The 14,533-nt window shown below is 66.6% G+C and carries 10 protein-coding genes and 1 other RNA gene; 8 read left to right on the top strand and 3 right to left on the bottom strand.

From position 1 onward, the window contains the following. The first annotated feature begins 182 nt into the window (after window positions 1-182). The 8 genes from ACZ5AC_RS09240 (at window position 183) to cysS (ending at window position 10,153) form a co-directional block, all read left to right on the top strand. On the top strand, window positions 183-2,519 hold the full coding sequence (locus ACZ5AC_RS09240) for an SLC13 family permease (RefSeq protein WP_464247333.1): 2,337 nt from the start codon (window positions 183-185) through the stop codon (window positions 2,517-2,519). Window positions 2,520-2,704: 185 nt separating this feature from the next. Next, window positions 2,705-3,622, top strand: a complete 918-nt coding sequence (locus tag ACZ5AC_RS09245) for a sensor domain-containing diguanylate cyclase (RefSeq protein ID WP_464247334.1) — start codon at window positions 2,705-2,707, stop codon at window positions 3,620-3,622. Window positions 3,623-3,926: 304 nt separating this feature from the next. After that, window positions 3,927-4,886 carry a Nif3-like dinuclear metal center hexameric protein gene (locus ACZ5AC_RS09250; protein ID WP_464247335.1) on the top strand — a complete coding sequence of 320 codons (960 nt, stop codon included), beginning with the start codon at window positions 3,927-3,929 and terminating at the stop codon, window positions 4,884-4,886. 54 nt (window positions 4,887-4,940) lie between these two features. Then, window positions 4,941-5,672, top strand: coding sequence for a zinc ribbon domain-containing protein (locus tag ACZ5AC_RS09255; RefSeq protein ID WP_464247336.1), 732 nt, complete (start codon window positions 4,941-4,943; stop codon window positions 5,670-5,672). Window positions 5,673-5,679: 7 nt separating this feature from the next. Next, window positions 5,680-6,037, top strand: an RNA gene (rnpB, locus tag ACZ5AC_RS09260) — RNase P RNA component class A. Between the two features lie 8 nt (window positions 6,038-6,045). Then, window positions 6,046-7,236 carry a 2-C-methyl-D-erythritol 4-phosphate cytidylyltransferase gene (ispD, locus tag ACZ5AC_RS09265; protein ID WP_464247337.1) on the top strand — a complete coding sequence of 397 codons (1,191 nt, stop codon included), beginning with the start codon at window positions 6,046-6,048 and terminating at the stop codon, window positions 7,234-7,236. Beyond that, window positions 7,233-8,693, top strand: coding sequence for a glutamate--tRNA ligase (gene gltX, locus ACZ5AC_RS09270; protein WP_464247338.1), 1,461 nt, complete (start codon window positions 7,233-7,235; stop codon window positions 8,691-8,693). Before ispD ends, gltX begins: the two co-directional genes overlap by 4 nt. Before the next feature lie 2 nt (window positions 8,694-8,695). After that, window positions 8,696-10,153 carry a cysteine--tRNA ligase gene (gene cysS, locus ACZ5AC_RS09275; RefSeq protein ID WP_464247339.1) on the top strand — a complete coding sequence of 486 codons (1,458 nt, stop codon included), beginning with the start codon at window positions 8,696-8,698 and terminating at the stop codon, window positions 10,151-10,153. A gap of 119 nt (window positions 10,154-10,272) precedes the next feature. Here the strand turns inward: cysS and ACZ5AC_RS09280 are convergent, their stop codons facing one another. The 3 genes from ACZ5AC_RS09280 to rnfB all read right to left on the bottom strand — a co-directional run bounded on the left by ACZ5AC_RS09280 (window position 10,273) and on the right by rnfB (window position 14,523). After that, a complete protein-coding gene (locus ACZ5AC_RS09280; protein ID WP_464247340.1) occupies window positions 10,273-12,309 on the bottom strand; it encodes an AsmA family protein in 2,037 nt (678 codons plus the stop codon). A 291-nt stretch (window positions 12,310-12,600) separates the two neighbouring features. After that, window positions 12,601-13,614, bottom strand: a complete 1,014-nt coding sequence (locus ACZ5AC_RS09285; RefSeq protein ID WP_464247341.1) for an FAD:protein FMN transferase — start codon at window positions 13,612-13,614, stop codon at window positions 12,601-12,603. Window positions 13,615-13,641: 27 nt separating this feature from the next. Next, window positions 13,642-14,523 (bottom strand): RnfABCDGE type electron transport complex subunit B, encoded by an 882-nt coding sequence (gene rnfB / locus ACZ5AC_RS09290; RefSeq protein ID WP_464247342.1) that lies wholly within the window; start codon window positions 14,521-14,523, stop codon window positions 13,642-13,644. Window positions 14,524-14,533: the final 10 nt, after the last annotated feature.

Consider the following 14,533-nt stretch of genomic DNA (forward strand, 5'->3'; position numbering starts at 1 on the left):
CCAAACCGCGTTTTCGTCCTTGACCCCCACCGTCCTGCCGCGCCATGTTGATCGTTTCAACGCGGCGCGACAACGGGTCGGCCCCCCGCTCACCCGCCGAAACAGGCCGGAAGCGCCTTTCCCCGCCATGCGTGACGTCGGCCGGGCAACCCTGACCACTCATCCACGGAGTCCACTGCACCATGCTGCCTCTCGTCATCCTCCTCGTCATCGTCCTCACCGCCCTGGTGCTGTTCATCGGCGGCTGGCTGCCCGTGGACGTGGTCGGCCTCATGGTCCTGGCCGCCCTGGCCCTGACCGGCCTCGTCTCCCCGGAGGAGGCCATGGCCGGCTTCAGCAGCCCCGCCGTCATCACCGTCTGGGCCATGTTCATCCTCTCGGCCGGGCTGACCCGCACCGGCGTGGCCTACCGCATCGGCCAGCCCCTCCAGCACTTCGCCCGCGGAGGCGAGGCCGTATTGGTCATCGCCCTCATGACCGCGGCCAGCATCCTCTCGGCCCTCATCAACACCACCACCGTGGCCGCCATCCTCATGCCCGCAACCATGGACCTGGCCCGGCGCAGCGGCCGCCCGCCCGCGCGCCTGCTCATGCCCATGGCCCTGGGGTGCCTGCTCGGCGGGCCGTTCACAGGCATCTCCACGCCGCCGAACATCCTGGCCACCGACGCCCTGCGCGCGGCGGGACACACGCCATTCGCCCTCTTCGATTTCACGCCCATCACCGCCGCCCTGGTCGTGGCCGGCATCGCCTTCACCGTCGTGGTGGGCCTGCGTCTGCTTCCCAAGAGGTCCGGCTCCAGCCGGGACAAGGGCGCCATCGAGTCGTCCTATCAGATCGGAGCGCACGTCTTCTCCATCGAGCTGCCTCCGGCCTCGCCCCTGGTGGGCCGCAGCCTGGCCGAGAGCCGCCTGGGCTCGGCCCTGTACCTGACGGTGGTGGGCCTGCACCGCGCCGGGGAACTGATCCTCGCCCCGCGGGCGCAGGAAACCCTGCAGGCCGGGGACCTGGTCATCGTCCACGGCCAGACGGACCAGGTCAGCCGTTTCCACGGCAGCCGGCACCTGCAGGTCGAGCCGGACGGGCCGCAGACCCGGGAAGTCGCGGGCAGGCTGGAAGTCGCCTCGGGACGCGTCGGCAAGGGGTCGCCCCTCATCGGCCGGACCCTGGCCGAAAGCGGGCTGCGCCGCGACCACCGCGTGCACGTCCTGGCCCTGGGCGCGCCGACCGGGGAATGCCTGGGGGAATTTCGCCGCCATCATTTCCAGGAAGGGGACCGGCTCGTGCTGCAGGGCGAGCATGCGGCCCTGGAGCGCCTCGCCGGTCAGGGCCTCGTCGAGGGCCTGACGCCCGTGACGGAAGCCCCGTCCGGGACGCCCGCGTGCGAGGAACTCAGCCTCTGCTCCGTGAGGGTGCCCGAAGGGTCGGCCCTGGCAGGCCGCAACCTGGTGGAGAGCCGTCTGGGCAACGCCTTCGGGCTGACCGTGGTGGGCCTGGTGCGCGGCGGCGACGTGACGTGCCTGCCGGCCCCGTCGGAAACGGTGCAGGCCGGCGACCTGCTGGTGGTCCAGGGGCTGAAGCGGGACATCGACGTGTTCGAGGGGCTGCAGGACCTGGAGATTTCCGAGCAGTCGTCGCGGCTGGCCGCCGAGCTGGAATCGCAGCAGATCGGCATGGCCGAGGTGCTGCTCTCGCCCCGGACGACCCTGGCCGGGAAGACCCTGAACGACCTGCTCTTCCGGGACCACTACGGCCTGAGCGTCCTGGCCGTCCTGCGCAAGGGACGTCCCGCCCGCGCGGGCTTGCAGGACATGCCCCTGCAATTCGGCGACGCCCTGCTGGTCTACGGCCCGCGCCAGAGCCTTGAGGCCGTGGCCCGCGACGACGACTTCCTGGTCCTGGACCAGGCCGCTGCCCAGGCCCCGCGCCTGAACAAGGCGCCCCTGGCCGCGGCCGTCATGATCGCCGTGCTGGGCAGCGCCATCCTGGGCCTGGTGCCCATCGCCATCGCCGCCCTGACCGGCGTGGCGGTCATGGTCGTCACCGGCTGCCTGAAAATGGAGGAGGCCTACCAGGCCATCGAATGGAAGGTGGTTTTCCTCATCGCCAGCATGCTCCCCCTGGGGGTGGCCATCGAGAACACCGGGGCGGCGCAGATGGGGGCCGAGGCCCTCATCGCCCTGGTCGGGGACATGGGCCCGCGCTGGGTCGTGGCCGCGCTCTTCGGGGTGACGGTGCTGGGCACCCAGGTCATCCCCACGGCGGCGCTGGTGGTGCTCATGGCCCCGGTGGCCCTGGGCGCTGCGGCACGGCTTGGCATCTCGCCGCAGCTTCTGATGATGACCGTGGCCATCGCCGCCTCGTCGAGCTTCGCCAGCCCCCTGTCCCACCCGGCCCACCTGCTGGTCATGGGTCCCGGCGGATACAGGTTCACCGACTACGTCAAGGTCGGGGTGCCGCTGACCGTCATCTCGCTCATCGTGTCGGTCTGGCTGCTGCCCCTGTTCTGGCCGGCCTGAAGCCTGGAAGCCCGTGCGGGTCAACCATGCCCTCATGGCCATGCCCGGGACCGTGCTGACAGACGCCGAAGCTGGCAAGTCCGTCGAAGAACGCGTACATTGGGACATAATCTCTGAGATTCCCGAAACAGGGTAGCCAGAGCCGAGATTCACGCGAAACCGACAGAAGCACCAAGGACCCGCACATGCTGAATTCCCACGAATTTCTGAAGAAAGTTCTGGACTCGGTCTCGGAACACATTGTCATCACGGACTGTTCGGGAGAGATTCTCCTGACCAACAAGGGATGGGACCTTTTCGGCCGTGAAAACCAATGCCGGATCGAAGGCGCATGGGCCGGGGTCAACTATCTCGAAATCTGCGAAAAGGCGGCCCGGATGGGGGACGAGTTCGGGAGCGCCGCTTCCGAGGGCATCCGTCAGGTGATCGCCGGGAACGCGTGCTGCCAACTCGAATACCCGTGCCACAGTCCCGAGGAGAAACGCTGGTTCGTGATGAGCGCCAACTCGTTTCAGCACGAAGGCCAAACATATCTCGTCATCGAGCACCGCAACATCACCCAGCGGAAACTGGCCGAGGAACGGGCCATGGAATTGGCCCGGCTGGACGGCCTGACCGGTCTTTTCAACCGGCGCGCCTTCGACGAGTTCCTGCAGAACGAATGGCGGCGCTGCGCGCGCCTGAATCTGCCCATCACGGCGGCCATGATGGACATCGACCACTTCAAGATCCTCAACGACACGTACGGCCACCAGTACGGGGACGACTGCCTGGCCCGACTCGGCGCCGTCCTCAGGAAATACGCCCGGCGTCCCGGCGACATGTGCGCGAGATACGGCGGAGAGGAGTTCGTCATGGTCTTCGGCAACAGCAATGTGGATCAGACGCTGCCCCTCATGCACGCGCTCATGGATGAGATCCGGGCGCTCGGCATCGCAAACGAAAATGCGCCGACGCGGCAACACGTCACCTTGAGCATGGGGCTCGCCACCATGCGCCCGTCAGGGACCCTGCACCAGCAGGATTTGCTGAAACGGGCCGATGAATTGCTGTACCGGGCAAAGAACAGCGGCCGGGACACCATCGCCGCCGACACGCCATGAAGCGGCTTCGGAACCGGGCGGCCATCTGGCGGGTTGACTTCCGCAACGCCCTGTGTTCAACATTCGCGTTCCGGAGAAAAGACCCTCCGGGAAGATCGTCCGGAAACAGCCCGCGAATGACGGAAGCAGCTCTCTTTCGCACCAGCCTTCCGGACAGGCAGTCCCTGTCGACCCAAGGCTTTGGCCATCCTCGGCCAGAGCCTTTTTTGGTGCCGCCCTGCATTGACATCACGGGGGCGGGTTACTAGATTTCCTGCTTTGCTTGTCATCTGACGAAGAGCGCCGCGTTCGCTCACGGAGCCCCATGCATCCCAAAGACCTCATCGCCCGCATCGAATCCACGGCGCCCCCGCATCTGGCCGCGTCCTGGGACAAGAGCGGGGTGCAGATCGCATCTGCCGCGGCCGAGGTCCGAACCATGTGCGTGGCCCTGGACCCCACGGTGGACACCCTGCGCCGGGCGGTGGACCTGCAGGCCGACTTCCTGCTCTGCCACCATCCCCTGGCCCTCTCGCCCCGGCTGCCGAGCCGCCTGGACGAGTACCACGAGGTCCTGCGGCTGACGCTTGGCTCCTGCATGTGGCTCTACAGCGCGCACACGTCCCTGGACGCCAACCCGGACGGCCCCGTCAACTGGCTCGGACGGGCCCTCGGGCTGCGGGACATGCGCGTCCTGGAGGTCACGCGCCGCGAGACGCCGACGCTCTTCCGCGTGCCGGCCCATCTGGACGCCGAAGCCCTGCAGGGCTTCGAGGACGCCTGCACGCATCGCGATGCGCAAGCTTCGGAATGCGCGCTGTGGCCCGAGGACGCCGCAAGCTTCCGCGCCAGGGTCGCCGGTCTGGGCCCATGCCAGGAGATCTCCCTGACCTCCCCGGCCCGCGAGTTCGGGTTCGGCTGCATCGGCACCCTGCCCCAGGCCCTGACCTGGCTCGATTTTTCGGCCCGCCTGCGCGAGGTGCTGCGGGCCTCGCCGCGCAGCGTCGGCTTCGCCCCGGACTCCGTGACCACCGTGGCCTACTGCCCCGGTTCCGGCGCGGACCTGGCCCCGGCGGCCTTTGCCCGCGGCGCCGACGTCTACCTCACGGGCGACGTGAAGTACCACCAGGCCCAGGCCGTCCAAGACCTGGGTCTGACCCTCGACGTCGGCCATTTTTGCCTTGAGGAAGCCATGATGCGCATCTGGAGCGAAAGCCTGGCCCACGAACTCGACGCCACGGGCGTGCGGGTCGTCTTTCTCCCCGGTCGCGACCCCTTTGCCTGAAGTCTCCCCGGGGACAGCCCGGATTCACGATACGTTTTTTGAGGAGGAGTAACCTTGAGCATTTATATCCAACAGATCGAACAGCTCGTCGTGCTGCAGAAGGTCGACTCGGAGATGATCACCCTGGAGCGCATTCTCGAAGAGGCGCCCAAGCAGCTGCAGAGCCTGCAGGAAAAGAGGCAGTACCTGGAGCAGCAGCAGGCCGTGATCCAGGAGAAGATCGACGTCCTCATGGAGCAGAAGGGCCGCATCGAGGGCGAGATCGAGAACGACGCCCAGAAGGTCAAGAAGAGCAAGAACAAGCTCATGATGGTCGAGAACACCAAGGAATATCACGCCATGATGCGCGAGATGGACACCATGGAGAAGATGAACCGCATGCGCGAGGAGGAGCGTTCCAACCTCCTGGCCGACCTTTCGGACCTCGAAGGCCGCAAGGACGCCCTGCAGAAGGACATCGACGCCCTGTCCGAGACCATCTCCTCCCAGCAGGCCAACCTGGACCAGGAGCTGGCCGAGAAGCGCACCCGCCTGGCCGAACTGGACAAGGACAAGAAGAAGGCCTCCGAGGCCGTGCCCGCGCCCATCCTGACCCGCTACAACTTCATCCGCGACCGCATCCCCAACCCCGTCATCGTTCCCGTCAGCGAGGGCGTGTGCAAGGGCTGCCATGTCGTCATCCCGCCCCAGACCTTCATCGACCTGCAGAAGGGCGAGCAGATCCTGAGCTGCCCCAACTGCCTGCGCATCATCTTCTGGGAGCGCCACTTCTCGGGCAACGAGTGATTTTTACGGAGCCGGACAGGCTGTCGCTGCCGGCCGCAAGGCCGGGGGAGGAAAGTCCGGACACCACAGGGCAGGATGCTGGATAACGTCCAGCGGGGGTGACCCCGGGACAGTGCCACAGAAACAGACCGCCCCGGCCTCACGGCCGGGGTAAGGGTGAAAAGGCGGGGTAAGAGCCCACCAGTTGTCGCGGTGACGCGGCAAGCTAGGTAAACCCCATCCGGTGCAAGACCAAATAGGAAGGTGACCGGCCCGGTCGATATCCTTCGGGTAGGTTGCTGGAGACGGCGGGCAACCGCCGCCCTAGAGGAATGACAGCCGCCCGGCAACGGGAACAGAATCCGGCTTATCGTCCGGCTCCGTAATTTCGATCATGACGAATCCACTCTGGACCATCATCCTGGCCGCGGGCCAGGGCTCGCGCCTGGCCCGCGAAACGGGCGGCGCGCGCAAGCAGTTCCTGCCCCACGAGGGTCGCCCCCTCTACTGGCGCAGCGTCACGACCATGGCCGCCGTCCCCGGACTGGCGGGCGTGGTCGTCGTCTTTCCCGCGCCCGAACTGGACGGGCGCGCCCGCGAGCTGGAGTTCCTCAAGGAAACCGGTCCCGTCGGCGTCCCCGTCCTGGCCGTGGCCGGAGGCGAGCGGCGCCAGGACTCCGTGCGCCTGGGCCTGGCCGCCCTGCCCAAAGACTGCGGACGGGTCCTGGTCCACGACAGCGCCCGGCCGTTCTTCAGCCCTACCCTCGTGCAGGCTCTTCTCGCAGGACTGACCGACGGCATCGACGGCGTCATCCCCGGCCTGCCCGTCACGGACACCGTCAAGCACGTCGAGGCCGGCACGGTCGTCTCCACCCTGCGCCGCGACAGCCTGCGCGCCGTGCAGACCCCGCAGCTCTTCCCCGCCGCCCTGCTGCGCCGGGTCCATGAGCAGGCCCTGGCCGAAAGCTGGGAGGTCACGGACGACGCCAGCATGGTCGAACTGGCCGGCGGCACGGTCCGCGTCGTCCCGGGCGAGACCGCCAACCTCAAGATCACCAACCCGGAGGACCTGCGCGTGCTCGCTTCCCCCGCCCCGGCCCCCGTGCCCTGCACCGGCTTCGGCTACGACGTCCACGCCTACGGCGGCACCCGGCCCATGGTCCTGGGCGGCATGCCCATCGCCGGCGCGCCCCTGGTCAAGGCCCACTCCGACGGCGACGTGCTCCTCCACGCCCTGTGCGACGCCATCCTCGGGTGCCTGGGCCTGGGCGACATCGGCGAACATTTTCCGGACAACGACGAGAAGTTCGACAACATCTCCTCGGCCGTCCTCCTCTCGGAGGTCATGGACAAAGCCCGCCGCATGGGCCTGACCGTGACCCACGTGGACCTGACCGTCATCGCCCAGACCCCGCGTCTGTCCCCCCACAAAGAGGGCATCCGCGCCAACGTGGCCCGGCTCATGGAACTCGCCGACCACCAGGTCAACGTCAAGGCCACCACCGAGGAGCACCTGGGCTTCACGGGCCGCAAGGAAGGCATCAAGGCCGTAGCCGTGGTCACGGCCGCAAGGACCCCGGCATGACCAATTTCAAGACCGGCGGCCCCTGGGTCACCCGCTTCGCGCCCAGCCCCACGGGCGTGCCGCACCTGGGCAACGCGCGCACCGCGGTGCTCAACTTCCTCCTGGCCCGCCAGAGCGGCGGGACCTTCCTCCTGCGCCTGGAGGACACGGACCGCGAGCGCTCCACCTTCGCCCACGAGGCGGCCATCCTGTGGTCCCTGGCTTGGCTGGGCCTGACGCCCGACAGCCCCGTGCGGCACCAGAGCCTGCGCCTGGACCACTACCACCAGGCAGTGGCCAGGCTGGCCGACGACGGCCGGGCCTACCCCTGCTTCTGCTCCGAGGCCGACCTCGAACACGAACGCGCTGAAGCCGCGGCCAAGGGTCTCCCGCCGCGCTACAGCGGACGCTGCGCCGCCCTGTCGCATGCCGAAGGCGCCGACCGCGTCGCGAGCGGCGAATCCCACGTCATGCGCTTCCGCCTCCCGGACCAGGCCGACGTCGCCTTCACGGACCTCATCAAGGGCGACATGCGCGTCCCGTCCGGAGCCTTCGGCGATTTCGTGCTCCTGCGCCAGGACGGCTGGCCCAGCTACAACCTGGCCGTGGTCGTCGACGACATCGACATGGGCGTGACCCTGGTCCTGCGCGGCGAGGACCACCTGACCAACACCGCCCGCCAGATTCTCCTCTACCAGGCCCTGGGCGGCACGCCGCCGAGCTTCGCCCACCACGGCCTGCTGGTGGACACCGAAGGCAAGAAGCTCTCCAAGCGCAGCGGCGCCCTGGGCATCCCCGACTGCGTCCGCGCCGGCCTCGAACCCATGGCCGTGGTCCACTACCTCGCCTCCCTGTCCGGGGCCCTGCCGACCAAAAAGCTTTTCGAGTCCCTGGACGACATGGCCCGGGCCTTCAACCCCTTCGCCCTGGGCCGCGGCAACGCCGTCATGAACCTCGACGAACTGCGGGCCTTGAGCGCCCGCTATTTCCGCGCAGCCGACCCCGAAAGCCACGTCCGAGCCCTGGACGAGGCCATGCCCGCGGGCGACCTGTGGCACGCATTGCCCGACGGGCTGCGCCGCGACCTCGTCCTCGGACTGCGCGACAACGCCGCCACCCTTGATGACCTGCGCGCCCTGCTGCCCCACTTCACCGCCGACGAAATCCGCTACGGCGCTTCGGCCTTCTCGGAACTGACCGCCGGCACGGCCGTCCTCGACGCGCTCCTCGACGCCCTGCCGGCATCGGACCCGCAGACGCGCCTGACCGCAAGCGAAGCCTCGGAACTTCTGAGACAAACCGCCGCCCGAGCCGACGTCAAGGGCCGCGCCCTCTACCACCCCATCCGCCTGGCCCTGACCGGCTCCGACTCCGGCCCGGAACTCTCGGCCCTGCTGACCCTCCTGACCGTTGACAGAATCCGGGAACGCGTCCATGCGGCCCTGAACATGTTTCGCCCAAGAACCAACAAGGAATGAGCATGCAGATCTACAACAGCCTCACCAGGAAAAAGGAAGAATTCGTCCCCCTCAAGCCCGGCCGCGTCTCCATGTACGTCTGCGGCATCACGGCCTACGACTTCTGCCACATCGGCCACGCCCGCTCGGCCGTGGTCTTCGACGTCCTGGTCCGCTACCTGCGCTACATCGGCCTCGACGTGACCTTCGTGCGCAACTTCACCGACATCGACGACAAGATCATCACTCGCGCCAACCGCGAAGGCTCCGACTTCGAGACCATCGCCCGCACCTACATCGACGCCTTCTACGAGGACATGGACCGCCTCGGCATCCTGCGCGCCGACATCGAACCCAAGGCCACCGAACACATCGCCGAGATGATCGCCCTGTGCGAAAACCTCATCGCCAAGGGGCACGCCTACTCCACCGCCGACGGCGACGTCTATTTCCGCGTCCGCTCCTACCAGAGCTACGGCAAGCTCTCGGGCCGCAACATCGAGGACCTCCAGTCCGGCGCGCGCATCGAGCCCGGCGAACAGAAGGAGGACCCTCTCGACTTCGCCCTGTGGAAGGGCGCCAAGCCCGGCGAACCCTCCTGGCCGAGCCCCTGGGGTCCCGGCCGCCCCGGCTGGCACATCGAATGCTCGGCCATGAGCGAACGCTACCTGCCCCTACCCTTCGACATCCACGGCGGCGGCCAGGACCTGGCCTTCCCCCACCACGAGAACGAGCGCGCCCAGACCGAGGCCGCCACGGACAAGCAATTCGTGCGCTACTGGGTGCACAACGGGTTCGTGCAGATCAACTCGGAAAAGATGTCGAAATCCCTGAACAATTTCGTGACCATCCGCGACATCCTGGCCAACTACCTGCCCGAGGTGCTGCGCTTCTTCCTCATCACCAAGCACTACCGCAGCCCCCTGGACTACACCGCCGACGCCCTCGAAGAGTCCGAACGCGCCCTCAAGCGCATCTACCTGACCAAGGCCGCCGCCGAGGCCCACGTGGCCGGGACCAAGTGGACCGCCACCCCCCTGCCGGCCGAGATCGTCGTCGAATCCACGGCCCTCGAAGCCAAGTGGGACGACTCCATGGCCGACGACATGAACACCGCCGCCGCCCTGGGGCACGTCTTCGTGCTCATGAAGACCGTCAACCGCATCCTCGAGGACAAGGCTCTCAAGAAGTCCGAGCAGGGACGCGACCTCGTGCGCCACGCCCTCAAGCTCTTCGAGCGCTGGGGCGAAGTCCTCGGCCTCTTCCTCACGCCAAGCGCCGACTTCCTGGCACAGCTCAAGGCCAGCCGCGTCCGGCGCAGGCAGATCGACACCGCCCTCATCGAAGCGCGCCTCGCCGAACGTCAGGAAGCGCGCGCCGCCAAGGATTTCGCCCGCTCCGACGCCATCCGCGACGAACTCCTCGGCCTCGGCGTGACCATCCAGGACACGGCCCAGGGGGCGCAGTGGGATGTCGAGTAGGAGATGAGGGATGCGGGGCTCTGCCCCGCGCCCCGCAAGGGGCTCGCCCCTTGACCCGTTTATGGGGGGATGATGGGAAGGCCGTGTGAGCGGCCTTTCTTTTTTTGCTCAATTCGCGTTTACTGGAAAAGCTGCTTCAGCCCTTCAAGGCCCTTGTTCAGGCCCGAACCCACGCCCTTGAGAGCGTCACCCACGGCCCTGCTGCCGGACAGGCCGAGGCCTCGCAGGACGGCGTTCGTGTCCGGCGTGATCGTGGGCTCCCGGACGGGGCCGCTGACGCGGACAGGAAAGCTGCGCAAACCGAGCGCACCCTCGTCAAAGGCGCCTTCGCTGCCGTCGAGGTGCAGCGTGAGGCGATAATCCATGTCCATCCGCACCAAGTCCGTCTGCCCGCCGCCGGTGACGCGGAAGCGCGGCGCCAGCAGCAACACGTCGCGGCTCGTCTCCACACCCCGCGTGATGCTCCCGCTGCCGGAAAGCACGGAAAACACCGTCCGCTCAGGCTCCGCGGGCCCTGCCGGCTGGCCTTTCAAGGCACGGATGCCGTCACGCACCCTTTTGGGGATATTCACGCCGTTCAACGACCCGTTCACAACCCTGAAATCGAATCTTCCACCCAGGTTTCGCAGCAACACCTGCTCGGCACTTCCTTTCGTCTCTATGGATGCCGTGCCGCTCGCCGTACCGCTGACGAACTCCCGGCCATGCAGCGCGACGAGCAAAGGTCCGATTTGCAGACCGGACAGGGCATGGTTCCAGGAGTATGCCGGTGTGTCCGCTCTGACATCCAGTGCGCCCGACGCCTTCAGACTCCCGCCGTATGCGCGTGTTTCCACCTCATCCAGAACCAGCAGCCCTCCGGCTGCATGTCCGCGTACCCTGGCGTCGGTGCAGCGGACATTGGCCGCGGTCAGGTCGCCGACGGCCAGAGTGGCGTTGCCGTTCAGGGCACGCAGTTCCCTCAGGGGCAAGCTGATGGCGGCCTTTCCCGACGACGGACCGTCGCTGTCGGCCGAGCGGATGCGATAACGGTCGAAATTCACGGTATCCACGCTCAAGTCGAGGGAAACGAACGGGTCCTTCCGCCCCTGCACGGAAATGCCTCCCCGCATGGTCGAATCGTCCACGGACAGACGCAGATCCGCGACATCGATCCGCTCGTCCGCGGCGGTCCATTCGCATGAGAATTCCACCCGTTCCAGGGCGTTGGGATCAGGAAAAGACGGGAACGGGAGATGCAGACGCGCAAAGGCGTCCTTGGGACTGAACGGGGCCACATCCAGGCTACCCGCGCTCCCGGTGCCCGGCATCTCCCGGGTGGCGAAACGCACGTCCAGGCCCAGCCCCTGCATCCGGCCGTTGTCCAGACGCCCGTCCGTGGAAAAATGGTCGGCTGTCAGCGTTATCGTCTCCGGACTCTGCGGGAGGCCTGCCCCGCTGAGACGAGCGGTCAGATTCAGCTTCTCCACCTCCAGACGGTCCAGTTCAAGGACGGCCTTGGCTGAAAAAACCAGTTCGCCGCTCATATCCCCGATGATCGCGGCGGCCCTGGTGTCCACGTCGAAGGGCTCCCCGAAGGCGAAGTCCGACACGTCCAGATGAACGCCGCTCACGTCGAAATGATTGTCCTTGAGCCGGTCATCCCACACCACGCGCGTGTCGGAAATCCGCAGACCGTCCACAATGAGAGAAGCCAGGGCCGGCACCCGCTTGTCACGCTTCAGGACAGGCTCTTCGCGCCCCGACCCCGCGGGCTCTTCCGGCGTGGCCAGATCCATCCAGTTCCCGCGACCATCCGCGTCGCGGGCAAGAAACACGGAGAGGCCCTCGACATCCAGGGCCACGACCTCAAGACGCGACAGAAGAAGAGGGAGCAGGCGAGCCTTGAGACGCGCGTTCCGCAACGTCAGGAACGGACCATCGAAACCCTGGCCGTTTTGGAGTTGCACTGAATCTATCGATACCGCCAGATACGGAAAAAAGCCCAGTTCGAGGTCGCCGTCGATAACCAGTTCGCGGCCGGTGTTCTCGCGCACGGCGGAGATGATCTGCGGCTTGAAGTCGTTGGGTTCGATCACGAAGAAAAGAACGCCCGCCAGACCGGCAACGCCAAGAACAAGAACGAGCGAAGCACGCATGATCCATTTCCAAGCCATATTCCCACCTGTCCGGGTATGATCGTTTCGCTGCAAATCTTTGCGTTTCAGTCGCTATGAAGCCCCGAACAATGAAACATGTCGGGACACGCTCAGAATGTGAGGGCCAATGTGACGCAGGACTTCCGAGCACTTTTGAAGCGCTTCACGGCAGCATAACGGGAAAACATGTCGGAATAAAGGAAAGATGCCTTGAGAAATGGATCAGCCGGACCGGTGACGGTATGCAAGGCCCCGGAAAACGGAAAAGCCGGCAGGGCCGGCTTTTCCGAGGAGATGCGGGATGCGGGATCAGCCCCAGGTGGAAGACGGGATGCGCGCTCCGGTGGAGGTGATCAGCAGACAGTCGTGACCGGGCAGGGACTCCGTGAGGCGCAGGGCCTCGCGGGGGTGCATGAGGCTCAGGGCCGTGGCCAGGCCGTCTGCTTCCTTGACCGTCGGGGCCTTCACGCTGACGCTGCGCACGTACTGCGGCGAAGCTCCGCTCGACGGGTCGACCAGGTGATGCGATTTCCTCGACGGGTCGAAGAAGACCTCGTAGCCGCCGGACGTGGCCACGGCTCCGGCCTTCATGTCGATGACCGCAGGGTAGTCGCCTTGCTTGTCCGGATCCTCGATGGCCACGCGCCAGGGGCGGGCCAGGCCGTCGGACGCGCCGCCCACCCGGATGTCGCCGCCCGCGTCGATCAGGAAGTTGACCACGCCGGCCATGGTCAGGGCTTCGGCCGCACTGTCGGCGATGTAGCCCTTGGCCACGCCGTCGAGAGTCGCGGACATGCCGGTGGCCTCAAAGCGCAGGTTCGTACCGCTGCTGCGCAGCCGCGAACCGTCCACCAGAGCCAGTGCCTCCTTCATGTCCTTGGCGTCAGGCTTGCCGTGGCTGCGTTCCAGCAGGTTGACCACGGGGGCGATGGTCGCGTCGAACCTCCCGGAGGAACGCCGGTGCAGATCGCCGCTGAAGGCGACGACGTCCAGAAGTTCCCGGGGAGCGCCGTTCAAACGCCCATCGCGGTTCAGGGCGGACAGCGCCGTGGACGAATCGAAACGGCTGAAAATGCCTATCTGGCGCTCGATCTCGGCGAAGGCGCGGCCGATGGCCTCCTCGCCGAGCCCCTGCGACGGGGCGAGCACCGTCATGCTCACGAAGGTTCCCATGAGCATCCGCTGTTCGGACGTTTTGATCACCCCTGACGCGGCGAATGCCGGAAGAACCCGGATGGCGGGAGCCAGTGCCGCGCCGGCCGCGAGAACGCCCAGGGTTTTCAGGAAAGCCCGGCGGTCGTGTATCTGAGTCGCATGCTTCATGTTCGTTGCTCCGATTCTGTGGCGTGGTTAGGCTTGCAGGTCCGCGACGTGGGACTCTTCGGGGTACCTGGCCGGCTCCGTCTCGGGGGCGGCTGAGATCATGTCGGGGTTCAGGCAGCGCAGGATGTCGCGCGGGCACTTCTCGACGCAGACCTCCTCGCAGGAGGGGCCGTACGCCAGACACGCCTTGTGGTCGATGTGGATGCGCTCGTCGACCATGGTGATGCACTGGGCCGGACACTTCTTGATGCACGCTCCGCAACTGATGCAGCCTGCCTCGCAGACGTCCTTCACGGCCTTGCCCTTGTCCTGGGACGAGCAGAAGACCATGACGCGGGAGCGCCTCGGGATGAGTTCCAGAATGGAGTTGGGACACGTGCGCACGCAGGTGCCGCAGCTGGTGCATTTCTCGGGAGAGATGTGGACCAGGTCGCCCTCGATCCACATGGCGTCGAAGGGGCAGGCGCGGACGCAGTCCCCGAAGCCGAGGCAGGAATACTTGCAGGCGTCGGGGCCGTCCTGGACCATCTTGGCCGCGGCGCAGCTCATGATCCCGAAGTACTCGAACTTCTTGGCCACCTTGCCCTCGACCTTCACGCAGCGCCGAAAGGCGACCATGGGGTCCGAGTCGCCGGCGGCCTTGCCGGTGAGTTCGGCCACGCGGGCTGCCACATCGGGGCCTCCTGCGCAGCATTTGTTCGGCGGCATGTCGGGGTCGTTGATGACCGCGGCCGCATACGCCTCACAGCCCGCAAAGCCGCAACCGCCGCAGTTGGCGCCGGGAAGCGCCTCCGTGACGACCTCGATGCGCGGATCCTCCTCGACATAAAGGACTTTGGACGCGATGGCCAAGACTCCGGCGGAAACAAAGCCCAGACTGAACAGGGTAACAACTGACGCTGTGATCATATTCTTCTCC

It is taken from the genome of Desulfomicrobium aestuarii (genome assembly GCF_055385525.1).